At 43.5% G+C, this 25,215-nt stretch carries 21 protein-coding genes and 1 riboswitch; of the genes, 16 read left to right on the top strand and 5 right to left on the bottom strand.

Going from position 1 to position 25,215, the window contains the following annotated elements:
- Positions 1–87: 87 nt before the first annotated feature.
- Positions 88–639 (top strand): biotin transporter BioY, encoded by a 552-nt coding sequence (locus GDZ68_RS13540; RefSeq protein WP_153722843.1) that lies wholly within the window; start codon positions 88–90, stop codon positions 637–639.
- Between the two features lie 127 nt (positions 640–766).
- On the opposite strand, the gene GDZ68_RS13545 is transcribed toward GDZ68_RS13540, so the two are convergent.
- From GDZ68_RS13545 to GDZ68_RS13560, 4 genes are all read right to left on the bottom strand, one after another.
- Entirely contained in the window at positions 767–1,876 is a 1,110-nt protein-coding gene (locus GDZ68_RS13545; RefSeq protein ID WP_153722844.1) for an RNA-guided endonuclease TnpB family protein, read from the bottom strand.
- Between the two features lie 11 nt (positions 1,877–1,887).
- On the bottom strand, positions 1,888–2,286 hold the full coding sequence (tnpA, locus tag GDZ68_RS13550; RefSeq protein WP_153722845.1) for an IS200/IS605 family transposase: 399 nt from the start codon (positions 2,284–2,286) through the stop codon (positions 1,888–1,890).
- A 214-nt stretch (positions 2,287–2,500) separates the two neighbouring features.
- Positions 2,501–3,385 carry a 4-hydroxy-tetrahydrodipicolinate synthase gene (gene dapA / locus GDZ68_RS13555; RefSeq protein WP_153722846.1) on the bottom strand — a complete coding sequence of 295 codons (885 nt, stop codon included), beginning with the start codon at positions 3,383–3,385 and terminating at the stop codon, positions 2,501–2,503.
- Positions 3,386–3,507: 122 nt separating this feature from the next.
- A riboswitch (Lysine riboswitch) is annotated at positions 3,508–3,685 on the bottom strand.
- Between the two features lie 174 nt (positions 3,686–3,859).
- A complete protein-coding gene (locus GDZ68_RS13560; RefSeq protein ID WP_153722847.1) occupies positions 3,860–6,010 on the bottom strand; it encodes a carbohydrate-binding domain-containing protein in 2,151 nt (716 codons plus the stop codon).
- A 198-nt stretch (positions 6,011–6,208) separates the two neighbouring features.
- Here GDZ68_RS13560 and GDZ68_RS13565 point away from each other — a divergent pair, with 198 nt between their 5' ends.
- From GDZ68_RS13565 to GDZ68_RS13605, 9 genes are all read left to right on the top strand, one after another.
- Entirely contained in the window at positions 6,209–6,895 is a 687-nt protein-coding gene (locus GDZ68_RS13565) for a response regulator transcription factor (RefSeq protein WP_153722904.1), read from the top strand.
- On the top strand, positions 6,888–8,186 hold the full coding sequence (locus GDZ68_RS13570) for a sensor histidine kinase (protein WP_153722848.1): 1,299 nt from the start codon (positions 6,888–6,890) through the stop codon (positions 8,184–8,186). The genes GDZ68_RS13565 and GDZ68_RS13570 overlap by 8 nt, the downstream gene beginning before the upstream one ends.
- A gap of 111 nt (positions 8,187–8,297) precedes the next feature.
- Positions 8,298–9,107 (top strand): polyphosphate polymerase domain-containing protein, encoded by an 810-nt coding sequence (locus tag GDZ68_RS13575; protein WP_153722849.1) that lies wholly within the window; start codon positions 8,298–8,300, stop codon positions 9,105–9,107.
- A complete protein-coding gene (locus tag GDZ68_RS13580; protein ID WP_153722850.1) occupies positions 9,076–9,759 on the top strand; it encodes a DUF4956 domain-containing protein in 684 nt (227 codons plus the stop codon). The genes GDZ68_RS13575 and GDZ68_RS13580 overlap by 32 nt, the downstream gene beginning before the upstream one ends.
- 597 nt (positions 9,760–10,356) lie before the next feature.
- Positions 10,357–11,364, top strand: a complete 1,008-nt coding sequence (locus tag GDZ68_RS13585; RefSeq protein ID WP_153722851.1) for a TRAP transporter substrate-binding protein — start codon at positions 10,357–10,359, stop codon at positions 11,362–11,364.
- A 184-nt stretch (positions 11,365–11,548) separates the two neighbouring features.
- The gene (locus GDZ68_RS13590; RefSeq protein WP_153722852.1) at positions 11,549–12,052 is read left to right on the top strand and encodes a TRAP transporter small permease; all 504 of its coding nucleotides are present in this window, start codon (positions 11,549–11,551) and stop codon (positions 12,050–12,052) included.
- Positions 12,049–13,329 carry a TRAP transporter large permease gene (locus GDZ68_RS13595; RefSeq protein WP_153722853.1) on the top strand — a complete coding sequence of 427 codons (1,281 nt, stop codon included), beginning with the start codon at positions 12,049–12,051 and terminating at the stop codon, positions 13,327–13,329. The genes GDZ68_RS13590 and GDZ68_RS13595 overlap by 4 nt, the downstream gene beginning before the upstream one ends.
- 32 nt (positions 13,330–13,361) lie before the next feature.
- Positions 13,362–14,450 (top strand): histidinol-phosphate transaminase, encoded by a 1,089-nt coding sequence (hisC, locus tag GDZ68_RS13600; RefSeq protein WP_153722854.1) that lies wholly within the window; start codon positions 13,362–13,364, stop codon positions 14,448–14,450.
- 9 nt (positions 14,451–14,459) lie between these two features.
- Positions 14,460–15,443, top strand: a complete 984-nt coding sequence (locus GDZ68_RS13605; RefSeq protein ID WP_153722855.1) for a C-terminal binding protein — start codon at positions 14,460–14,462, stop codon at positions 15,441–15,443.
- Here the strand turns inward: GDZ68_RS13605 and GDZ68_RS13610 are convergent, their stop codons facing one another.
- Positions 15,444–16,334 carry a LysR family transcriptional regulator gene (locus GDZ68_RS13610; RefSeq protein ID WP_153722856.1) on the bottom strand — a complete coding sequence of 297 codons (891 nt, stop codon included), beginning with the start codon at positions 16,332–16,334 and terminating at the stop codon, positions 15,444–15,446.
- A 412-nt stretch (positions 16,335–16,746) separates the two neighbouring features.
- Between GDZ68_RS13610 and hutU (GDZ68_RS13615) the strand changes: the two genes are divergently transcribed.
- The 6 genes from hutU (GDZ68_RS13615) (at position 16,747) to GDZ68_RS13640 (ending at position 25,077) form a co-directional block, all read left to right on the top strand.
- The gene (hutU, locus tag GDZ68_RS13615; RefSeq protein ID WP_153722857.1) at positions 16,747–18,387 is read left to right on the top strand and encodes a urocanate hydratase; all 1,641 of its coding nucleotides are present in this window, start codon (positions 16,747–16,749) and stop codon (positions 18,385–18,387) included.
- Between the two features lie 7 nt (positions 18,388–18,394).
- Complete coding sequence (locus GDZ68_RS13620; protein ID WP_153722858.1) at positions 18,395–19,984, top strand: helix-turn-helix domain-containing protein; 1,590 nt, start codon at positions 18,395–18,397, stop codon at positions 19,982–19,984.
- A 216-nt stretch (positions 19,985–20,200) separates the two neighbouring features.
- Positions 20,201–21,343 (top strand): CaiB/BaiF CoA transferase family protein, encoded by a 1,143-nt coding sequence (locus GDZ68_RS13625; protein WP_153722859.1) that lies wholly within the window; start codon positions 20,201–20,203, stop codon positions 21,341–21,343.
- A gap of 10 nt (positions 21,344–21,353) precedes the next feature.
- Positions 21,354–22,493: an acyl-CoA dehydrogenase family protein gene (locus GDZ68_RS13630; RefSeq protein WP_153722860.1), complete on the top strand. Its 1,140-nt coding sequence runs from the start codon at positions 21,354–21,356 to the stop codon at positions 22,491–22,493.
- 15 nt (positions 22,494–22,508) lie between these two features.
- Positions 22,509–24,182 carry a urocanate hydratase gene (gene hutU, locus GDZ68_RS13635; RefSeq protein ID WP_153722861.1) on the top strand — a complete coding sequence of 558 codons (1,674 nt, stop codon included), beginning with the start codon at positions 22,509–22,511 and terminating at the stop codon, positions 24,180–24,182.
- A 391-nt stretch (positions 24,183–24,573) separates the two neighbouring features.
- Positions 24,574–25,077, top strand: a complete 504-nt coding sequence (locus GDZ68_RS13640) for a DUF421 domain-containing protein (RefSeq protein WP_153722862.1) — start codon at positions 24,574–24,576, stop codon at positions 25,075–25,077.
- Positions 25,078–25,215 lie beyond the last annotated feature (138 nt).

Here is a 25,215-nt window from a genome sequence, read left to right on the forward strand (position 1 = left end):
ATTAGATAGTTGACACAAAAATAAGTCTGCTATAAAATAATCGTTAACTGATATTATATTAATGTTTACTAAAGGGGATTACGGGAGATGACTGAATCAAGTTCAAGATTAAAAATGTTGATTGTATCTGCATTATTTGCAGCAATTATAGGGATCATGGCGCAGCTGACCATCCCGTTGCCGCTCGTTCCGATTACAGGACAAACACTGGCAGTCGGGTTAGCCGCAACTATTTTAGGGTCTCGCTATGGAACGATTTCAGTACTCGTGTATTTGATGATGGGGGCTGTAGGGATTCCTGTTTTTTCGGGTATGTCTTCAGGATTGGGTGTCATCTTTGGTCCGACAGGCGGTTTCCTGATAGGATTTATTCCGGCGGCATTCCTTACGGGGTACTATATGGAACGCACTAGTTTTACGTTGCCGCAAGCAATAGTTGCAAATATAATTGCCATGTTTGTTACGCTGATTTTCGGAACAGTTTGGCTGAAATTTGTGGCTGAACTATCTTGGACAGCTGCATTTATGGCAGGATTCGTCCCGTTCTTAATTGGCGGTTTCATCAAAGCTATCCTGGCAGCATGGGCTGGAATTCTAGTCCGAGGACGTCTGCTGGCTAATCGATTATTGATAGCGTGAACTACCCACCACTTAACACCCTTTTGGGTTGTTTGAAGTGGGGGCTTCTCGACTTATCGCCACTTTTAGTAGCTGACGAAAACAGACCGAGCTAACCCTCTTGTCCCAAGAGTTTATACTTTGTGTTTCAGGATAATGCTAGCATCATTTTCCCTTCATTTTTAATGTTGATGGCGGCGTTCCAATCCCTGTCGCATACGAACCCGCACTCGCAGGCGTAGCGTCGTTCAGAAAGGGCCATCTGTTTTACATGTCCGCAATGGGAGCAGGTTTTAATCGAAGGGAACCATTTGTTGATTTTGATGAGGTGCTTTCCTTGTTCCCCTAGCTTATACTGCAGAAATGTGGTGAACATTCCCCATCCATTATCCGCTACACTTTTACCGAAATGAAGGGATTGGGACATTCCCTTCATATTCAGGTCTTCGATGACGACGCCGTCGTACTGGTTTGCCAGCTGACGAGATTTTTTGTGCAAGAAGTCCTTTCGCTGGTTTGCCACCTGCTCATGCACTGCAGCGACCCGGAGTCGTTGTTTTTCGTAGCGGGCGGACCCTTTCATTCTGCGTGAAAGGACTTTCTGCTCTTTTGCCAGTTTTTCTTGTGTCTGCCGATAGAAGCGAGGGTGATTGGCTTTCTCTCCCTGCTCGCTTTCGACATACAGGCCATCCATCGCAAAGTCTAGTCCTACAAGGGCTTTGACTTCTTTCGGTACGGGTTTGTGCGCATATTCTGTCAGAATCGAGATGTAATACTTTCCAGTAGCAGAGCGGGAAATGGTGCAAGACTTAATTTTGTGGTGTGGGGGAATGTCTCGATGTTGTGTTAACTTAACTGTTTTCAGTTTCGGCAATTGGATATGGCCATTCAACAGTCGTATATTGCCGTTTACCAAGTTCGTTGTATAGGACTGTTTCGCTTTGCGGGCTTTGAATTGGGGGAACTTGGCTCTACCTGCAAAGAAGTTGCGGTAGGATTTTTGCAGATTCATTTGAGCATTCGCCAAAGCTAAACTGTCTACTTCCTTCAGCCATTCAAACTCTGCTTTGTATTTGGCGGGTGTCGGGTGCTTTTGTTTTTTCAACATCTCTTTGTCATCTTTAAATTGCTCATAGGTTTCCTTGCGTTCGGCAAGCATCTTATTGTAGACGAAACGGACACAACCAAAGGTCTTCATCATTAACTGCTCTTGTTCTTTTGTTGGGTAGATTCGGAATTTATACGCTTTGTTTGCCATCTCCTGTCACCTCACTTCATTCCTTGATTTTCGATATATTTTTTGATGACTTCAATTGGGGCTCCGCCCGATGTAAGGAGACAGAAGCTTCTGGACCAAAAGAACTCTTTCCAAAGCTTCTTCTTCACTTGTGGAAATGCTTTTTTGATCCGTCTCGAACTCGCACTCTTGTAAGCATGGATGAATTTGGAGTGTTCCGTGTTTGGGTGAGCCTTGAAAAGTATGTGGACATGATCCTGATCATTATTCCACTCGACAAAAGAAATATTATAACTTTCATCTACCCGTTCAAACATGTCTTTTGCATACTCTGAGATCGCCTTGTCCATCACTTTTCTGTGATAATTGACGACCAACACGAGATGGTAATAGAGTGAGAACACTGAATGATTATTACTATCTAGATGCATGGATATACCAACCCCTCTATTATTACGACTGATTGTATCATAATGGGGAACGAAAGACCATTTGGCTATCGCCAACCGAAATTCATCTCCCTCTTACCGTTGGGCTTGGCCCATCACACGCTTGAAGAGGGAGACTTCTTTCGGAAAATGTTAAAAAGGGACACCTGATTTACAATGAATGATTCATTGTAAAAAACAGGTGTCCTTTATCGTTTTATAGTACAGTTGCTTTATGCAAGTTTAAAACATTTTTCAAAGTCTGTAAATTAGCTTCAGGCAGAGGCAGAATAGGCAAGCGCACGCCGCCAACCGCTACGCCTTTTAAATTCAACGCAGCTTTAACTGGTGACGGATTCGGTGCAGAGAACATTTCTTTTATGATCGGCAGCAGACGGCGGTGCTGCTGTGCCGCTTCTTGAAGGTTTCCGCTCTTGAAATTCTGAATCATCGACTGCATTTCATTGCCTATCACGTGCGCGGAAACAGAAACAACACCCGCTCCGCCGATCGCTAGAACAGGAAGTGCCAGTCCGTCATCCCCACTGTATAAGGTGAAATTATCCGGAGTAGAATCGATAATAGCAGCCATCGCTTCCAAGTTTCCGCTTGCTTCTTTCACCGTGACGATATTCGGCACTTCAGCCAGACGGATAATCGTTTCCGGCTCCATATTCACAGCACTGCGTCCCGGAATATTGTAAAGCATGACAGGCAAAGCAGTCGTGTCAGCAATTGTTTTGAAATGCTGATACAGACCTTCCTGGCATGGCTTATTATAGTAGGGCGTAACGAGCATGATACCGTCTACTCCCGCGTTTTCTGCATGTCTTGTCAGTTCAATAGATTCTCTCGTACCATTCGTGCCTGTTCCCGCAATTACCGGAACTCTTCCTGCAGTGATTTGTACTGTGAACTTGAATAATGCCACTTTCTCTTCAAGTGTCAGTGTAGGGGATTCTCCTGTAGTGCCTGAAATCACCAGGCTGTCTGATCCGTTGGCAATTAAGTGATTGATCAAGTTTTCCGTGGCTGCGAAATCAATTTCTCCTCTTTCATCAAAAGGAGTTACCATAGCTGTTACAATCTGTCCGAAATTCATCTGTTCTCCACATCCTATCTTTTTATTGAAAAAACATAGAGGGTGGAGGGCGAGTTGATCATTGAACGCAAAAAAGCAGCAACGAGGGTCGCTGCTGCTTTGAAATAACGAATTATTTCTCTGCATAAGATAGCCCTCCATATAGTCGCCTATATGACAATTCTGCACTTATTCAGCCCAGAACCAGCCTAGAGAAAATGAGCTCTCTTCAGCTTCGGCAAATTCCCCTTTCTACAATCTTCATCGGATCTCATCATCCTCAGATTGTGTACTGATGGTCTTTGCGCCTCTATCCTTACTTCGAAGTTTTCGAAATAAGAGAATGTTTAATTACTTATCATTCTACCTGTTGTTCTGACGGATTGCAACCTTTCTGTAAAAAACGCAGCGGATGAGCTCCTTCAAATTCTCATTCGGTACAGAGAATAAACGCAATAGCATGCATATAATATTCATTTTCATTTATAGAATCTATTACTTTGGTTTGTCTTGTGAGTCAGGTTCTCTCCGCTGCGGGAGCTCTACCCCCAATTTCTCCAGTTGTTTTTTTGCCTCTTCCGATGTAATGGAACCATCTCTTTGCTGTTCCAGAATGCTTTGGACTTGTTCTCTTGTCTCTTGATCTAAATCAGCGAATGGATCTTCCTTTCCCTGAGGCGGCAGTTGTTTGTCCCCATTGGCTTGCATTCCATCTGGACGATCCATGCCGTCTTGAGCACCTTTTCCGCCTGGACCGCCCATACCGCCAGGTCCGACACTTTTCGTGGTGGTTATTCCAGATTCATTAAGCCATGTGACAGAATCTGAAATCAAAAACTCCGTTGTTTTTTCCCCTCCTGAATAGTCTCCACCTTCATAAAGACCGTCACTTTCTTTGCCGGAAGATATTCCTCCTGAAGAAAGAGTGTAGGAACCATCTTTTGCTAAGTCAGGTGAACTGATGACGATTGATTGATAATCTTTTTCGGGTGCAAACGTTACGATATTCTGCCCTTCACTATCCTCTAAATGAATCAAAGTTCCTGCCGTTTGGGTTTTCGGATAGCTCATCAAGATGGTATTCTGAGTTGATTCTTCTGAAGTAGCCATCGCCATCCCGGAACTTCCTGCAGCAATCAATACACCGCCGCTTATCTCAAAATCTTGGTCATAATCCAAAGCGCCATTGCCGTTATTCGTTGGCCCATTAACAAGTACTGTACCGCCTGTCATCGAAATGGAACCATTCGAATCAAGTCCGTCCCCGTCTGCATCGACATAAATATAGCCTCCGCTAATCGAAAGCAGACGGTCAGAAGCAGCTGTTTGTTGTGCAGTCTGATCTGAGTTCTCGCCGCCGCTAATATTAATGCCGTCATCTAATGCCTTCAGACGAACTTTTCCGTCTGAGATAGTGATCGCTTCACTTTCTATCCCTTCATAACTCTTCGTGATATCGATACTGCCTCCTTTGATCAGGATGGACGTATCTGCGTGAATTCCGTCATCACCCGCAGCCACTTGTAAATCGCCGCCCGTAATCGTGATAGAATTATTGCTGTGAATTGCATCGTCAAATGAATCAACAATAATTTTCCCTCCGCCAATGGCTACTTCTTCATTAGCCTTCAAACCTTTTGCACTCAGAGTGGAAGAATCAGTGCTTTCATCTTTGGTGTCAGAATCCATTTCTCCCACTGCCGCCCGATCCATTCCGGTATTCTTTATATTTTCAGAACTGCCGCCTCCTGAAGAAACAGTGAAATCTCCGTCCGCAATCAGCAGGGAAGTCTCTGCTTGAATGCCATCGTCAGCCGTCAGAATATCAAAGGTGCCTCCTTCAATCGCAATGATTCCTTTTGAAACGTCTTGATCATTGGTTGATTTCATTCCATCTCCGTCTGCTTCAATATGAATACTGCCATCTTTTACAGCGAGGAGGTCCCGGCCCAGCATACCGTCGTCAACAGCATGAATCTCCATGTTGCCGCCCGTGATTTTTAATTGGTCCTTACTAGTGATCCCGTCATTAAAATTAGCATTGACAACAAGCTTTCCGCTGCCATTGATCGTCAAATCATCCTTACTGAATAACGCGGCATTCGGTTCATCTTCCTCTGAATTCTCATACACATAATTTTCACCGTCAGATAAGACGTTTTCAGTGCCCTCCTCTAATGAAATCACAGTTTTTTCAGCTTGTTTTACATAAATAGCAGAAGAAGTAGAAGAATGAATCTCTGCTCCATCCAGTACTAACCGAACTATGCCGTCGTCTTCCGTCTCTACGATGATTTGTCCGTCATCCAGCTTGCCTTGGATCGTATATACGCCTGCCGACTTGATCGTCACTGTATGTTTATCACTGATTACGACTCCATCACCTTTTGAACTGGCACTGCTGCCGTTCAACTGAATAGACGTGGCATTTTCCCAATCTGAATAAAAATCTTCATCGGCATACTGCACTTTCTCGCTGATTACACTCGCTATTTCCTGATTGCCGATCGTACTCAAGCTTTCGGCTTTAACTATAGCCTCGCTTGTATTTTTCACGCTAGCCGAATCATTGCTGCAAGCAAATAAAAGTGAAGTGCACAAAAGAGAGGCGGATATCTTCATAAATCTTGATTGTTGTTTTCTCATCATTAAGCTCCTTATCCTGAATAAGATTTCATCTAATTTGTAAGATGATATTTTGCTGTGATTCCTATTATTCAGGAAGAACCTTAAACAAACCTTAAAAAATGATATGTTGATTTAAAGTTTGCTTTTATTCGAGTTAGTTTTATAATCGTACGTAACCAGAAGCGACTGTGAGTGATGAAACGAGAGGAGCACTATATGAAACTGCTGATCATTGAAGATGACAAATATCTTTCTGAATCAATTTGCGATATCACTAAGGAAATATTCGATGTGGAGCAGGCGTACGATGGGGAAGAAGGTCTGTTTCTTGCAGAACAGAATATTTTTGATGTCATTATCCTGGATATTATGCTTCCTTATTTAAACGGCTATGAAGTATTGGATAATTTACGAAAGAAAAATATTACGACTCCAGTCATTATGCTGACAGCCAAAGACGGAATTGATGATAAGATTAAAGGTTTTAAGGTCGGAGCGGACGACTATTTGGTGAAACCGTTCCACCGGGAAGAATTGTTATTGAGGCTCGAGGCCATGGTAAGAAGAACAGGTGGCTTATTTAAAGAAAATATCCTGACATTTAAAGAATTACATCTGCATATAAAAAATAAAACTGCCGAGATACACGGGAAGGCCCTTAAGCTGAATGGAAAACAATTTGATTTGCTGGAGTACTTGGTGAACAATAAAAATGCTATTTTGACGAAGGAACAGATATTTGACCGCATATGGGGATTTGAATCTGATACTTCCACGACTGTGGTCGAAGTATACGCCAGCAATTTACGGAAAAGTTTAAAGGTATTTGGTTATGATCAATACATCAAGACTTTCCGCGGATTAGGTTATATGCTGGAAGACCGCGGTGAAGGAAATGTTTAATAGACTAATCTTCAAGAAGCAGCAGCTGACATTCATGTTTCTTAATTTGATCGCATTTACAGTGATTTTTACGATCTTCAGCATTATTATTTTCAGCCAAGTGCAGAACACGCTATTCTCGAAAACAGACGAAGAACTTTTGTCATTTAAAGAGAGATTGACCGGCAATAATCCGGAAAGTCTGAGGCTGCCTCCTAAAGAAGGTAACTTAAACCCGCCTGCACGGACTGATGAGAGGCAAAAAGGTATGCTGAATCCACGAATGATTGTCATTCATTGGGACGGGTCGGGGAATATTCTGAATGAAGATGAAATCGGAACATTATTTTATGAAAATTATTTAGAAAGTTATACGTTGGACAAAACGAATTTGAACGAGATTACAATGACGAAAATCAGTGATCTGTACCACTTCAGATACATTCTTTTTGAAGATCAGAATGATCAGGATCAAACGGTCTTTACACAATTGATGGTGAATGTCGATGCAGAACAAACGATTATTGCCAACTTTGAAAAACTGATTATTATCTGCTCGGTAATCTTTATCGTTCTTTCCATTTCTGCGAGTTTCATTTTATCCAGAAAGATGATGAAGCCCATCATTCATTCTTGGAACAAGCAGGCGGAGTTCGTAGAAAACGCGTCACATGAACTTCGAACACCTTTGACGATTATCCAGAATAAATTGGAACTTCTTCTCACGGTGCCGCAGGAACGAATTGCAGACCGTTTTGAAAACATCGCGTTAAGCCTATCGGAAACAAGGCGTTTATCGAAACTAACTTCCGACTTATTGACTTTGGCCAGAGCGGATTCTGCAGAGACGCAAATTATAAAGCAGTCCATTCATTTGGATTCATTCATCGAGAATATATGCGCGCCTTATCAGGAAATTGCCGAATCACAGGAAAAGCATTTTACGCTAAGTTGCCAAAGCCCTTTTACGATAGAAGCAGATGAAACACGCCTTCATCAACTGGTAGTGATTTTATTGGATAATGCCTTAAAATATACAGGTGAAAACGACAGGATCAGCGTGAAAACCTATACGGAAGATCTAAAAGCAGTAATTGAAGTCAGCGATACGGGAATCGGTATCAGAGATGAAAATATTGGCCATGTGTTTGATCGATTTTATCGGGAAGACAAAGCAAGGACTAGGGAAACGGGAGGAATGGGACTGGGATTATCCATTGCTCAGTGGATTGTATCGATGCACGATGGGACCATTCAGGTGAAAAAGAATCAGCCGGCAGGTTCTATCTTTATAGTCAAGCTGCCAAAGTAAGAGATCACATAGTGTGATCTCTTTTTTAATACCGAATTTCTTTAAGGTTCATTTAAGGTTCGCCATTTAATATAGGCTTTATAGAATCACAGCAAAAAGGAGCAGATTACTATGGCGATTGAAATCTTCAGCAGAAAAGAACAAAAATACTTAATCACTCGACGCCAATACGCCGAACTAACAGAACGGATCGGACCTGTCATGCGTAACGATAAAAATGGAATCGACGGAAAATACTCGGTCACTAGCTTGTACTTCGACAATGCAGAAAAAGGAATTTATTTCGAGACGAAAAATAAATTGAAGTACCGGCAGAAACTGCGCTTGCGTGTCTATAACGATGCGGATCTCTACAGTACAGCTTTTTTTGAGGTCAAACAGAAACATCAGAAAGTGGTCAATAAACGACGGATGCTGCTGCCGCTTAAAGAAGCCTACCGATACCTTGAAGAAGATGGCCAGGCAGGGCTAGATCAATATGAAACCTCAAATACGCAGGTCTTGAAGGAGATTGATTATTTCCGTACGTTCTATCGCTTGCGTCCCGAAATGGTCGTATCATACAGCCGGCATGCGCTCCACGGCATCCATGATTCCGGACTGAGAATCACGCTTGATTTTGATTTACGCTGCCGCAAAGACGATCTACATATCGAAAACGGCCCCTACGGAGAGTATTTCATAGATCCCGATCTTGTCGTATTAGAAGTGAAAGTTGATCACAGCGTGCCGCTTTGGCTTGCGCGTATTTTACAGGAGCTACAATGTGAACAGCGGAGCGCCTCGAAGTTCTGTACGAGTATGGAATTGCTGAGCGGAGATGTATTGCCGCAGGCTGACTATTTGGAACCGAAAGAATTAAAAGAACCGATTACAGGAGGAATAGAAAATGGATCAAATCACGAACTTGTTTTCATCTAATGGATTGGAAGGAAGCCCTACCATGTGGATGAGTATTACCGCGATGGCACTGGCTGCTGTTCTCAGCTTAATTATTACGAAAGTATACCAAATTACGTTTAACGGCGAACGTTATTCGCAAGCCTTCGTTCACACGATTGTTATGATGAGTGTGGTCGTATCGGTAGTTATGAACGTCGTAAGCGATAATGCAGGCGTCGCATTTGGTCTATTCGCTGTTTTCTCACTCATCCGTTTCCGGAGTGCTGTCACGAACGCTAAAGATATTGCGTATATCTTCTTCGGATTATGTGTTGGGATGACTGCCGGACTCTTTCAGTTTCCTCTTGCCATCGCGTTGACGCTGTTTGCCAGTCTGATTTTCTACCTTCTGTACAAGGTCGATTACGGCAAAGGGAAAGATACGCAAATTCTAAAAGTGACCGTCCCTGAAAACTTGAATCACGAGAATCTATTTGATGATATCTTGAATGAAAAAACAGAAGCGTATCATCTTCGTCAAATAGAAACGACAAACTTAGGAACAATGATTCTTTACACCTTTGCAATTCGAAGCAAGGTGGAGACCAAAGATCAAGAGCTGCTGAATGAAATTCGCGTACGCAATGCAAATTTGAAGGTGTCCCTTTCCTATTTGGAGATGCGGGACTGAGTAAAACAATGAATATCTGCAGAAGAAATGATTTCGTATTAAATAGAAGAAAGATCCTGCGCCCATTCAAATTCTCCAATGATGGTGAAAGTCTTTTTAAAGTAAACTTGCTTAAAAATAAAAGTATTGATTGAAACAGCCCCCTCTTGCAAAAATGATAATCAAGAGAGGGGTTTTTATTGTGATTTTGTTTACTCATACTGGAATGCCAATATGGATAAATAAAATGGTTCCTACAATTATAGAAATACATAAACCTGACTTTCATAATGAAGAACTTTCTTAATAAAGTCTAATAACGTATTCTGATAAATAGCCAAAAGCTATAACTATATACAAAAAAGCGATTGGTAATAGTTAGACGATTAAAATATACTTGCGGTAAGGTAATAGAAAAGTATGAAAGTTTTTACAACAACAATCACTGTAAAGGAGGCTCTTGAATTATTATCGCGCATTGTTACCTTATATTACCTTACCTGAAATTAAATGGTGAAATGTAAGCGGTTAAATTTCCTTATAATAACAGAATTGATTAACACTAGTTTAGCAGATTATTAGACTAACTATTTTTATAAATAAAAAGGGGGCAATAATATGTGGAAGAAAATGATGATGGGTGCGGCGATGTCGCTGGCACTGATAGCAGCAGGTTGCGGCAGTGATAGTGAGAAGGCGGATGCCGGTTCTTCAGACAAGAAATATAAAATAACGATTTCAAACTCAGTAGAGGAAGATTCAGCACTGCACAAAGGCTTGATGGAATTTAAAGAAGTGGCAGAAGATAAGTCAGATGGCAGACTGCAGGTTGAGGTGTTTTCAAATGGTGAACTTTATGCTTCTGAACGAGAAGCAATCGAAGCAGTTCAGGCAGGAAATATTCAGGCTGTAAGCCCCGCGACTGCACCATTGACGAACTTCGTTAAAGAATTTATGGCGCTCGACTTCCTGTTCGTATTTGATGACGTAGATGATGCAAACGGCAAACTGGATGGCGAGCTTGGAGATATCTTGAATGCAAAGCTGGAAGAGAATCAGCTGAAAGGTTTAGGCTGGGGCAGTGCAGGAATGACACAGATGACGAACAACGTAAAACCAATCGAAACAATTGAAGATTTCAAAGGAATGAAGCTGCGTACTATGGAAAACAACATTCACTTGGACAGCCTGAAGGAGCTTGGGGCAAACCCTCAGCCATATGCATTCGGTGAATTGTATTCGGCTCTTCAGCAAAATATCTTTGACGGCATGCAGACGACAGGTCAGTTGATCGAGAGCTCAAAAGTGTATGAAGTTCAAGATTATATGACAATCATGAATCACTCATTTACTGCAGAAGCACTTGTAATGAACAAAGCGTTCTATGATTCACTTCCTGAAGATCTTCAAAAGGTAGTCGATGAAGCAGGCGAAGCATTTACGAAGCACGAACGAGAAGTATCTGTTGAGTACGATGCGAAAGCAATGGAGCTTTTGGGAGAAACGCTGAAAGTAAATACGCTGCCTGAAGAAACAAAACAGGAAATCATTGAAAAGTTAAAGCCGGTATATGATAAGTACGAAAAAGAAATCGGTCATGATTTGATGGAATTAATTAGAGAATAATAGTATAGTCAGACAATTTCTTCCCGGTTATCATACATTTTGATGATGGCCGGGTGAAATTTTTCTCGCTTTCTTCGGTTAACGAAATGATTTACTGTGCCAGGCGCAAACACGTTTCCAGGGCAGATAGGATAGACGAATGAAAACACCACGCTGGATATTGAATGAGTGGAGATGGTAAACATTGAAGAAGTTTTTACGCTTTATTGAAAAGTTTGAAGAAATATTCTTGGTTACGACGATGGCAGCCATTTTGCTGATGATTTTTTCCCAGGCTCTTTTCCGTTACTTTTTCGGCAGCGGTATTGTATGGGGAGAAGAATTTGCGCGGTATGTCCACGTTGCACAAGTGTGGATTGGTTCCAGTTTAGCCATTAAAATGGGCGGACATATCCGGGTAACTTTTTTGAGGGATTTAATGAATGATAAATTTAAAAAAGTTTTAGATTTATTATCTACATTTTTATTTTTCGCCTTTATGGCGTTTATTACTTATAAGGGTACGTTTTTTATTTTGCAGCTAATAGAGACCGGCCAAAAAGCCCCTTCAAGTGGAATTTTAATGGCGATTCCATATTCTGTAATCCCTCTTGGAGCTTTTTTCATGGCGCTTAGACTTATCCAGCAATTCAGAGGGATTATAAAAGGAGAACTGCTCGAAGAAGAGATTGAGGGGGTGGAACAATGACAATAGCTGTATTATTTATCAGTTTCTTTGCTCTTATGCTTATCGGCGTTCCTATCGCGATATCTCTTGGCGCATCAGCATTGTTCACAATGGTTTTTGCAACAGATCTGCCGCTCGGTTCCATTGTGCAGCAGGCCTTCACTTCTCTTGATTCGTTTTCATTACTGTCGATTCCACTGTTTATCCTGGCAGGTGTGTTGATGAGTTCAGGCGGAGTTTCAAAACGTCTTCTGCACTTGGCAGGCGTTCTTGTCGGATACTTAACGGGCGGTCTAGCCATCGGTACGGTTCTTGCCAGTATGTTCTTTGCAGCAATCTCTGGTTCAGGTCCTGCGACGGTTGCAGCGATCGGTTCATTCATGATTCCCAATATGGCGAAAAAAGGATATGACAAGCCGTTTGCTGCTGCCGTTACTGCCACTGCCGGCTCCATTGGAGTTATTTTACCGCCGAGTATTCCTTTTATCATGTTTGGGATTGTGGGCGGCGTATCCATCGGCGCACTGTTTTTAGCAGGAATTATACCAGGGATACTCGTCGGGCTGGCGTTAATGTTCGTTTCGTATCGGACAGCGAAAAAGCGTGATTTTCCTACTGAAGGTAAATTCCCGACATTCAAGGAAGTGCTGAAGGCAATCAACTATGCGAAATGGGCATTGCTGATTCCGGTAGTCATACTAGGCGGTATATACAGCGGGCTATTCTCTCCGACAGAATCTGCGGCAGTTGCCTGTATGTATGCATTGTTTATCGGATTGTTTGTCTATAAAGAACTGACATTAAAGAGTCTCTACAGTGTATTTTTAGAAGCAACCCTGTTGAATATACCGGTAATCATCATCATCAGTTTCTCTATTTCCTTCGCATATTTGCTCAGTATCGAACGGATTCCGGCGACGATTGCGCATTTCATCACAGGAATTTCTGAAAATATGATTATTACGATGCTGCTGGTCAGTGCGTTCTTGTTTGTAGTAGGAATGTTTATTGACACGATTTCTGCAGTGGTTATTCTGACACCTATTTTGCTGCCGGTGGCGGTAGCGGTAGGCATTGATCCGATTCACTTCGGCGTCATCATGGTCTGTAACCTGGCTGTTGGTTATGTTACACCTCCGCTTGGAGTAAACTTATTCGTTGCTTCGCATATCAGTAAAGTTTCAATTGAACGAATCAGCCGTGCGCTTGTTCCGTTTATCGTTGCGATGCTGATCATTATTGTTATCATAATTGCGATTCCGTCACTTTCTACATTCTTGCCGGGATTGGCGAAATAATTACATCATAGAAGACAGGAGCTGTATTTCAAATGAATTGGAGAACCAGTGTAAAAGATATCGCACCATATATACCGGGCAAATCGATTGAAGCAGTAAAGAAGGAGCTGCAGCTGGAGGAAGTGCACCGTCTTGCGTCGAACGAAAATCCGCTCGGTCCTTCCCCCAAAGCAAAAGCAGCGATGAAGCAGGCAATTGAGGAAGTGCATTTGTATCCGGATGCATCTGCGACAAAACTGCGTGAGCGTCTGGCAGAGATGTATGAAGTGCAGCCTGAACAAGTTATCACAGGCAACGGTGCAGATAATATTATTTCATTGGTGGTCAGTGCGTACATTGATGAAGGAGATGAAGTAGTTTACGGAAGCCCTACTTTCCCCGCTTACCGTTCGTCTACACTTCTGATGGGCGGAATTCCTGTGGAAGTGCCGCTTACAAAGGATTGGCAGTTTGATTTGGATGCGATGAAAGCGAAGATTACGGATAAGACAAAACTTGTATTTGTCTGTAATCCGAATAATCCTACCGGCACAATTGTGGAGGATTCTTCATTGGAGAAATTCATACAAGAAATTCCTGACCATGTAACAGTTGTGCTCGATGAAGCGTATATCGAATATGTCCGTGAGAAACCGTATAAGACGGGAATTGACTACTTCAAGGCCGGACATCCGATCATTACCATCCGTACGTTCTCGAAATTCTACAGCTTGGCAGGCTTGCGTGTAGGCTATGCTGTTGCGTCGGAAGAACTGCTCGAACCTGTATTGCGTCTGCGTGAGCCGTTTGCTGTGAACCGGGTAGCGATAGAAGCGGCGTCAGCTACGCTGGATGACAATGATTTTACGGAAGAACATTATCAAATGAACGAAGAAGGCAAGAAGTATCTGACGGAGGAATTTACAAAGCTAGGATTTGAAGTGTTTCCGTCCTACACGAATTTCCTGTTTGTTCACATCAAGTCCGATGCACAGGCATTATTTAATAAGCTGCTGGAAAAAGGGCTGATTATTCGTCCATGCACGCCATGGGGCTTGAATGAATATGTCCGCATTTCAATTGGAACTAAGGAGCAAAATGAACTTCTGGTGGGAATTTTACATCAAAATGAGAAGGAGTGATGTTGGACTATGACAAAGCAGAAGGTATGGATTTTAGATGATGAATGGTTTACGCATGATGTGGAGAAGGAGATTTACGACGATTACGATATTGAATATAAAGTGACGAGAAGTGACACTGTAAAAGAGGATTTTGAAACGTTTGGAAAATATGCGGACGGTATTGTAGCGCAAATCGGTTTTCCATGCGGCGCAGATATTATCTCTGAACTGGAGAACTGTAAAATCATTGCTGCTTCTGGAGTAGGCTTTAATCATATTGATTTGGACGCTGCCTGCGATAAAGGAATATACGTAACGAATATGGCGGATTACTGTATCGGCGAAGTGTCCGACCATACCATTGCCTTGTCATTGTCTGTAGCGAGGAGACTGCGTGCCTATAACGAGCAAGTGAAAAGTTTTGCCTGGAATCCGCTTGATACACTGCCGATCAAACGGCTTAAGGGAAGAACAGTCGGACTGCTCGGCTTTGGCCGCATCGCTAAAGAAGTGGCTAGGAAATTCCAAGTGTTTGGTGTAAACGTAATTGCGCACGATGAGTTTGTGCCGAAAGAGGCGTTTACTGAATATAGCGTGGAGTCCGTAACGCTCGATGAACTGCTGGAGAGATCGGATATTTTGAGCCTGCACGTTCCGCTGACTGATGAAACGGAAGGATTGCTTAATTACGACAGATTAAAACGATTGAAAGAAGGCTCCATCCTCATTAATACGTGCCGAGGGGCGATTATCCAGGAAGACGCATTGGTGAAAGTGATGAAAGAAGGTCATCTTGCGGGTGCGGGTCTTGATGTATTGACGGAAGAACCGCCTGGCAGAGATCAGGAGCTTCTTCATATGGAAGAAGTGTTTGTTACACCGCATTCTTCTTATGTATCTGAAGAATCCGAGTACGAACTTCGATCTCGTACCAGTTTGAATGTCATCCGTGCAATCCGGGGCGAAACACCAGAATTTGTTCAGAATGTGATGCCTGAACGCACAAGCTGATCAGGAAATATCTTTGAAAAACTCTTTTGTCGTTTCAATGAACTCTTCTATGACCGGCGGCAGATAGCGGTTTTTCATATAAGCAATATAGACAGTCCGTGAAAGATTGCTGTTGGTCAGTTTCTTTACCGTCAGTGAAGGATGGTCTGGTTTCCGCAGATAGTTCTCTGGAACAATCGTGATGCCGAGACCTTCTTCTACTAAGGCGCATGCTGTTTCGAACCGCTCAATCTCAAAATGAATAGTAGGTTTAATACCGGACTTCCGGAATTCATTCAGAATATCGTTGCGTGTCTGGAATCCCTCTTTGCAGATAATGAATTCCTCGCCCTTTAGATCACTAATGGAGAGATGTTCCGTATGCTGAAGAGGATGTCCTTGGGGTAATAAAGCGACCAGTCTCTCTGTATAGATCGGGCTCATTTCGATTTCTTCGCTTTCAAAAAGCTGATTAGTAATCGCCAGGTGAATCTGATAATTTTTCAAGGCAGCTTCCACTTGAGCGAATCCCAGCACTTCAAGTAATTTGATATGAATATCCGGATGAATCGTGCTATAGGAGGCGAGCAGCTTTGGCAGCCAAAATCGTACAGATTCGATTAAGCCGATATGCAGCTCAAGCGGTCCGTCTTCTTTTAGACGGATGGCTTCTTTTTGAAAGTAATTAAAGTGGCTGAGTAATTTTTTCGCTTCTTCATACATAATCTCTCCTTCTTTTGTCAAAGAGATATTTCTCGTACTCCGGTCAATCAATTTAAGTCCGACTGTGTCTTCAAACTTTTTAATGGCAGAGCTTAAAGACGGCTGCGAGATGAAAAGTGCCTTCGCTGCCTGGGTAAAGCTTCCTTCTTCGATAAGCGTCGTGAAATAAACTAATGAACGATGATCCATCTGACAACCCTCCGCTTTGCAATTATTCTTCCCATCAGTATAGCACATCCAAAAGAAGCGATTTCAGCACATGTTCGTTGTATGATTAAGTTATCTCATGCTGCAGTTCTTTTTTGTATGAATTTAGTTCGTACGGGTTCCGTATCTCGACCTTGCGGGTGGTTTAAACGTAGTATGTGTTTGCAGTTTAAACTCGCTTCGGGGCTTGGAGATTGCCTTACGCCATGAGCCAGCTGGGGAAGACCACGCCAGTTGTCTCATGGCAACGGCCGACCCCGCAATTGCGCCTTTGCTGGTATAGAGAAAGTATGTCATATTGCACTGAGTGTGGAATTAGTTATAGTAACTTCACTGCTCGGTAAAAAGCTATAATATACTAATGAAAATAGAGAATGACAAAGGAGTTCTACAGATGCCAAACGTATTAATTTCTCCGACAGGTACGGAAATCAGCTGTAAAAATTGGGAGATTGAAGGATTGCTGCGTCTGTTTTTAAACAGCCTGGATCCGCGCGTTGCTGAAAGCAGCAAAGACCTAATTGTATATGGCGGCAGAGGAAAAGCGGCCAGAAATCATGAATCAGTAGAAGCGATCATTCGTGAACTGAAACAACTGTCGCCGACTGAAACCTTGCTTATTCAATCAGGCAAGCCGGTAGGAAAGTTTCCGTCCTTTCCTCATTCTCCGCGAATCGTCAATGCTTCCTCGGTATTGGTTCCTCATTGGTCAACAGACAAAGCATTTGACAAATTGAATGAAAAAGGTCTGACGATGTACGGTCAATCAACTGCTGCATCCTGGGCATACATTGGCGTCCAGGGAGTGCTGCAAGGAACATTTGAAACAATGGGTGAAATTGCCAAGAGGCATTTTGACGACACCTTGCAGGGCAGAATCGTGCTGACGTCAGGACTTGGTGGGATGAGTGCAGCCCAGCCGCTGTCTGTCACAATGCACGGCGGAGTATGTATTGTCGTAGAAATTTCTGAAGATAAAATCAATCAGCGTCTGAAAAATAATTACTGTGATATTAAAGTGGATTCCTTAGAAGAAGCGATCCGGCTAGCGCAGCAAGCGGCAAAAGCGAAGAAGCCATTGGCGATTGCACTGTCCGGCAATGTGGCGGACCGCTATCGGGAAGCACTGAAACTGGATTTTATTCCGGATATCGTAACCGATCAGACTTCTGTGCATGATCTTCAGGTGGGCTATATTCCGAGCGGTCTGGATATGGAACAGTCGAAAGCGCTTCGCAAGAAAAATCTGGATCACTATTTGAAGTTGGTGAAGGATTCGCTGATTCCTCACGTTCGGGCGATGGTAACGTTTAAAGAACGTGGAGCCATCGTTTTTGAATATGGAAATAATTTGCGGAAACAAGCATATGAAGCGGGGTACGAACGGGCTTTTGAATTTCCGGGCTTTGCTTCCGAATACTTGCGCTCCCACTACTGTGAGGGACGGGGGCCTTGCCGTTGGATTGCGCTGTCGGGTGATCCGAATGATATCTATAAAATTGACGACATGATCTTGGAAGAGTTTGCGCATGATCATAGGGTGTCGCGCTGGATTCAATATGTGCAGGAAAAGATTTATTTCTACGGCTTGCCGGCCCGCACTTGCTGGCTTGATTATGAAGAACGGGAGCGGGTGGGTGTCATCATCAATGAAATGGTGCGTTCCGGCGAGCTGTCTGCACCCGTTGCGATTACGCGCGATCATTCCGAAGGCAGCACAATGGCGGCGCCGTTCAGAGAGACAGAAAATATGATGGATGGCAGTGATACAGTGGCAGACTGGCCTATTTTAAACGCCATGTTAAATGCCAGTGCAGGTGCTTCGATGGTCAGTATTCAAAATGGCGGGGGCGTCGGGATCGGAAACTCTGTTCACTCGGGCATGACGGTCATAGCGGATGGCAGTGAAGACGCGTCCGACCGTTTGAAAAAGGTATTAGTCGTGGACCCAGGCATGAGCATAATCAGGCATGCAGATGCTGGATACGAAGAGGCACAGACGGCACTCGATAAAATTAAGATGAAAAAGGGGTGATTACACGATGATCACTGTAGGGGTCTATCATCATGAAGCTTTATTTCAGATTTTATCAGCACAAGAGGGATTTCAGGTGATATGGATCCCGAGCCTGAAAGAAGCAGAGATGATTCGCGCCCTGGATTTACTGATTGCCGATATTTCATTGGATGAAGAGGTGGAGTATAGAGGGACATTTACCTCTATACTGCAGGAAAACGTACAGCTGAAAATCATATTTCTGAAGGACACCTTTTCATTTAATGAAATGAAACAATTGATAAAAGCCGGCGCTTATGACTGTCTGGATACCTTAGAAACTTGTGCTGATCCCGAAAAATTGCTGCCGGTTCTAATGAAAGCGGGGGCTGACCTGAAGAGAGAGAGAAGACAAAAGAAAAGAGATACGGCTTATATGCTGCGGTCTATACGGGAATGTCTCGCGTACGATCTGCTGTACGGCAATAGTAAAAATGCGAAAGAGATTTGGGAGCGCAGTAAACTGGCAGAGCTGTCTCTCATCCCAAATACCGTTCTTCTCTTAAGTATTGACCACTTTTCTTGGCTGGTGGAAAATAAAGGCGAACTGTGGAAGAATGCGCTGAGAGAAGAAGTGCTCCAGGCAATCCGCGAAACTCATTTACATTATGAATCGTTGAAAGTACTCGTGACGGAAGAGAAGTATGCGATTCTGCTTGCGCTGCCTGTGCAGGTAGACGAAGCGAATTATAAAGCACTCTCGATTGAGTATGCAGAAAAAATCCGTGCAGAAATTAATCGGAAAACAGATTATACCGTCACTATTGGTATAGGCAATTACTTTGAAGATGCGCGTAATTTGCATCTTTCTTATCAAGAGAGTAAGCAAGCACAGGCATACCGTCTATTTTCAACCGAGAATTCGATTATTCATATAGAAGACCTGGATTACTTTGAGACAACGGAATACTATGACTACAAAATGCAAATTCAATCGATAACGGAGAAATTTTCATTGGGCGATCTGGATGGCGTTCGTCAGCAGTGGGAAGATGTTTATTGTTCGATTGCGTCTCATGTTCATATTGAACCGGAGGAATTCCGTCTGCAAGTTCTAGACCTGTTGTTTTCGCTGTCAAAATCCGCAATTCAAAATGGAGCCAGTCCGAAAAATATGATGCCGCTGCAAATTAAGCATGCAAAAGAATTACATGAATTAGAAACACTTGCTGAAATTGATGCTTGCGTAAAGACCATCATTACGGAATATAGCGAGCAAGTCGACGAAGGACATAATGAACAGTCCTTGAAGTCAGTAAAGGGAATCCTGCAATTCATTGAAGATCATTATCACGAAGATATTGGACTTGAAACAGTGGCGGCGCAAGTGGAATTAAGCCCGAACTACGTCAGTGCCATTTTTAAACAGACGACTGGCAGTTCATTCAGCTACTATCTGACCGAACGACGGATGAAGAAAGCCAAGCATCTATTAGAAGACTTGAATATGACAATTTATGAGGTCGCTGAATCTGTTGGTTACAGTTCCTCACAGTATTTCAGCAGGGTATTTAAAAATCATGTAGACATGACGCCAACTGCATATCGGAACAGTGTGCTATCCACTAAATACTGAATAAAAGAAGAGTTATGCAAAAAGTCCTTTAAATGTGACTCATTGCATAACTCTTTTTGTTGCAGAAAACCCAAGATTGAAAAGTATACAAAACAACAGTAGATAAGTGTACTTTATCGTATAATTTTCTACTGTGAAAAAATCCACCTTTTGATAAAGTAGAAATAAGGTAATGAAAGCGCTTTTATTACGCGCTGGAAATGAGGTCGGATAATATTGAATCAACCATTAGAAGGAATAAAGGTATTGGACTTTTCGAGGGTTCTGGCAGGCCCCTATTGTACGATGATGCTCTCCGATATGGGAGCTGAAGTCATAAAAATTGAGCGTCCTGAACTGGGGGATGATACGCGTCATTTCGGCCCTTTCCAAAATGGAGAGAGCGGTTACTTCATGTTTTTAAACCGCGGCAAGAAGAGTATCGAAATGAATTTGAAAGATCCTGATGACCGTGAGAGCTTAATGGAACTCATTAAAGATGCTGACGTAATCGTCGAAAACTTCCGTCCTGGTGTAATGGAAAATCTCGGACTGGGTTATGAGACGCTGAAAGAAGTCAACGAAGGTTTAATCTATTGCTCTATTTCCGGATTCGGACAATACGGGCCGCTGAAAAAGCGTCCCGCATACGATCTGGTTGCTCAGGCGATGGGCGGAATCGCAAGTATTACAGGTCATCCTGACAATCCGCCGACCCGCTCAGGTGCTTCCCTTGGTGATATGAGTGCGGCGCTTTATGCGGCATACGGTATTATGGTGGCATTATTCCACCGCGAGCGTACGGGTATTGGCCAGGCGATCGACGTTGCAATGGTCGATACGATTTTCTCTCTGCTCGAGCACAACGTCATGCGCTATACATCCGAAGGCGTGATTCCTGAGCGTATAGGAAGCCGTCACCCGATCAGCGCGCCGTTCGATGTCTTTGAAACGAAAGAAGGCAGTATCGTGATTGCGACAGCAAATGAACCTTTATTCGTAAAGCTATGCAGTGTAATGGGCAAGGAAGAGTTATTGGAAGATGAGCGTTTCAAAACAGATATTCTGCGCGGAAAGAACGAAGCGGAGCTTAAAGTAATTCTTGAGGAATGGCTGTCAGGCTACACAGCTGATGAAGCGGTTGATTTAATCAGCCAGGCAGGCGTCCCTTGTTCCACAATTTTAAATATTGCAGAAATCAGCGAATCTGATCATATAAAAGAACGCGAAATGTTGCTTGATGTAGAGCATCCTGTAGCAGGGAAAACAAGAATTCCAGGTAACCCGGTAAAACTGTCGGCGACGCCTGTGCAAATAAAATCACCAAGTCCTGCGTTAGGTGAGCATAACAATATGATTAAAAAAACTACTGAAAAGTGAGTGAAGAATAATGAATTTCGACTTAACAGATGAGCAAAAAAGCATACGTGACATGGTTAGAAACTTTACAAAGGAAGTAATCGCACCAAAAGCCGAAGAAATCGACCGCGAAAACCGTTTCCCTGAAGAGCATATTCCCAAAATGGCTGAACTCGGTCTTCTCGGCATTGCTTACCCGGAAGAGGATGGCGGGGTAGGTGCAGATGCAATTGCTGAAGCAATCGCTGTCGAGGAAATCACATACGGCTGTGCGGCGACAGGTTCTATCCTGACTGCACACTACTTAGGAATTGACGGTTTATATCTTGCTTCCAATAAAGAACAGAGAGAAAAATATTTGGTGCCTGGATGCCAGGGCGAAAAATTATTCGCTTTTTGTCTGACAGAGCCGGTCGGCGGAACAGATGTGGGATCAATGAAAACGAACGCAAAACTTGATGGAGATGAGTATGTCATCAATGGTTCCAAAATTTTCATTACTAACGGTGCATATGCTGATACTCTGGTTGTCTATGCGAAAACAGATATATCTAAAGGGACAAAAGGCATCAGTGCGTTCATCGTTGAAAAAGGCACGCCTGGTCTGTCATTCGGAGCAGGCGATGATAAAATGGGCATCCGCGGCGCGAAGACAGATGAAGTCATTTTCGAAAACGTCAGAATTCCGAAAGAAAATTTAGTCGGCGAAGAAGGAGACGGCTTCAAAATCGCCATGACGGTCGTGGACCGCGGACGAATCGGAATTGCGGCTATGGCAGTCGGTCTTTCACAGGCAGCGCTTGACGAAACTGTCAACTATGCAAAAGAGCGTGAAGCATTTGGAAAATCAATCTCTAACTATCAGGGACTGCAATGGATGATGGCAGAAATGGAATCAGATGTTGCTGTCAGCCGTCTGTACACCTACTACTCTGCCAGCCTCAAAGATAAGAAAGGTTACCGTCTGTCTAAAGAAGCTTCTATCGCAAAACTGATCACATCAGAAGCTTCCAACCGTGTAGTCAACAAAGCAGTGCAAATTCACGGCGGCTATGGCTATATGAAAGAATACAAAGTGGAAAGACTGTACCGTGACCAGCGCATTCTGGAAATCTTCGAAGGAACATCTCAAGTTCAAAAAATGGTTATTTCAAGCTATGTAGCTAAATAAGAGGAGTGGTTTGATTTGAATAATACACCGTTAAAAAATATCCGTGCACCGCGCGGAACTGAATTGACTTGTAAAGGCTGGACGCAGGAAGCCGCTATGCGGATGATCATGAATAACCTAGACCCGGAAGTAGCAGAAAATCCGGACGAGCTCGTCGTATACGGCGGAATCGGAAAAGCTGCGCGCAACTGGGAAAGCTATCATGCCATCATTGAAGAGCTGAAGGAATTGGAGAACGATGAAACGTTGCTGATCCAATCAGGCAAGCCGGTCGGCAAGTTCCGGACATTTGAAAATTCCCCGCGCGTACTCATCGCCAATTCCAACTTAGTGCCGGCATATGCAAACTGGGAGAACTTCAATAAACTCGATAAAGAAGGACTCATGATGTATGGACAGATGACGGCGGGCAGCTGGATCTATATCGGTGCACAGGGAATTCTTCAGGGAACCTATCTGAGCTTTGTCGAAGCAGGAAAGAAAGTATTCGGCAGTCCGGACCTGACTGGGAAATTTATTTTAACAGGCGGTATGGGCGGAATGAGCGGCGCGCAGCCATTGGCAGGAAAGATGGCGAAAGCAGTGATTCTGGTCGTGGAAGTAGATAAAAATCGCATCGAGCGGAAAATTAAAGAACGCTACTGTGACTTTATCTATGAGGATCTAGATGAAGCATTGGCGAAAGTGAAAGAACTTACGGATAGAGGCGAGCCGGGATCGATCGGTCTTGTCGGAAACTGCGCAGATGTCTATCAGGAAATTGCAGACCGCGGAATTGTTCCCGATATTGTAACGGACCAGACAAGTGCGCATGACCCGAGAAACGGCTATGTGCCGAACGGCATGACATACGAAGAAGCTTTGAAGCTTCGCAAAGAAAACCCGGATCAGTATGAGAAATTGTCTTTAGAGACAATGGCGAAGCATGTGGAAGCGATGCTAGCCCTGCAAAAAGCCGGAGCGGAAACATTTGATTATGGAAATAATATCCGTCATTATGCGAAAGAACAAGGAGTAGAGAATGCGTTTGATTTCCCAGGATTCGTCCCCGCTTATCTGCGTCCATTGTTCTGTGAAGGTAACGGACCGTTCCGCTGGGTGGCGCTGTCAGGCGATCCGGAAGACATCTACAAGACAGATAAGCTGGCGAAGGAAATGTTCAGCAATAACGAAGTGCTGACAAACTGGATTGATATGGCGCAGGAAATGGTGGCATGGCAGGGACTTCCTGCACGTATTTGCTGGCTTGGATACGGAGAGCGCCATAAATTCGCGCTCAAAGTGAATGAAATGGTGGCAAGCGGAGAAATTAGTGCGCCGATCGTCTTTGGCCGCGACCACTTAGACAGCGGATCGGTCGCGTCGCCGAACCGTGAAACAGAATCCATGAAAGACGGCAGTGATGCAGTGGCTGACTGGCCGATCCTGAATGCACTTGTGAATACAAGCGGCGGAGCGAGCTGGGTAAGTCTGCACCACGGCGGCGGTGTTGGAATGGGCTACTCCATCCATGCAGGTCAGGTACTGGTGGCTGATGGATCAGATGAGGCAGCTGAAAAGATTAAGCGCGTACTCGTTTCAGATCCGGGTATGGGGGTCATCCGTCACGCAGATGCCGGCTATTCCCGTGCGATTGAAGTAGCGGAAGAGCGTCATGTTCATATCCCGATGAAAAAGAAGAATAAGTAATTGCTGCTGCAAAAAGGCGGATAGCATAAAAATAAAGCGTCAGCTCTTCTAAAGAGCCGGCGCTTTATTTTCATTGATTGAAAGTACTAAATAAATACAGGCAACTGTACTTTATAGGAGTAAGACGTATATGATATTCTAGCTAATTAAAGATAAGGGCTGTGTGCGTATTTTCTAATGACTTCCTGCATGGTTTTTTTGGTGTGAGGCCATCCCGTTTACAGGTCGGTGATCATAACTGCAGGTTTCGCTCATAGGGTCAGCAAATCAAACATTTGAAGACCGACAAATAATGTGAATCCTTAATTTACCGTTATTTTCATGATTCAACCTGCCGAATTAAGGGAAACTAACTAAGTAAAACAAAGTAGTTTCGGAGAGGGAAGATATCATGGAAGCCTGGTTGATTGGACTTAAATTGGTCAGTGGTTTTTTAGCGTTGGTATTTTGTATGAAGATGACAGGTGCGAAGGGAGTTTCCAACCTGACATCGATCGATTTTATTTGGAGCATCTTGCTTTCGGAAATCGTCGGGAACGGTCTGTATGATACGGAGGTTAAGTGGTATACCGTGCTACTGACACTGCTGGGCTGGTGCCTGATTAAGATGCTGTTTGATTATTTTATGTATAAATCCGACAAAATTGAGGTCATCATTACAGGTGAAAGAGAACTCCTGATCAAAGACGGACAGCCGGATAGGGAAACCATGCGGAAGAACCGCATCGACAAACGTGAGTTGGAACATGCGCTGCGCAAACAAGGAGTTTTTTCGATGGATGAAATTCAGCGGGCGTATTTGGAGATGGACGGTGCGGTGACGATTCAATTGAAGAAAGATTATCAGACGGCGACGAAAGGAGATTTGCAAAGTAAAGATTTAGGCGATGTTTGAATTCGTTCGAAGACAGTCGGGTACCATTAGTACTTTCCAAAACTTTCTATCAATCGGGCTGGCAGCAGTTATATGAAGCAGAGGTTGAAGAATGGATAAGAAATGGCAAAATAAGAAAGGCTCCATGCATTTTATTAA

Origin of the sequence: Sporosarcina cascadiensis (genome assembly GCF_009650995.1) — a bacterium.
Classification (GTDB): domain Bacteria; phylum Bacillota; class Bacilli; order Bacillales_A; family Planococcaceae; genus Sporosarcina; species Sporosarcina cascadiensis.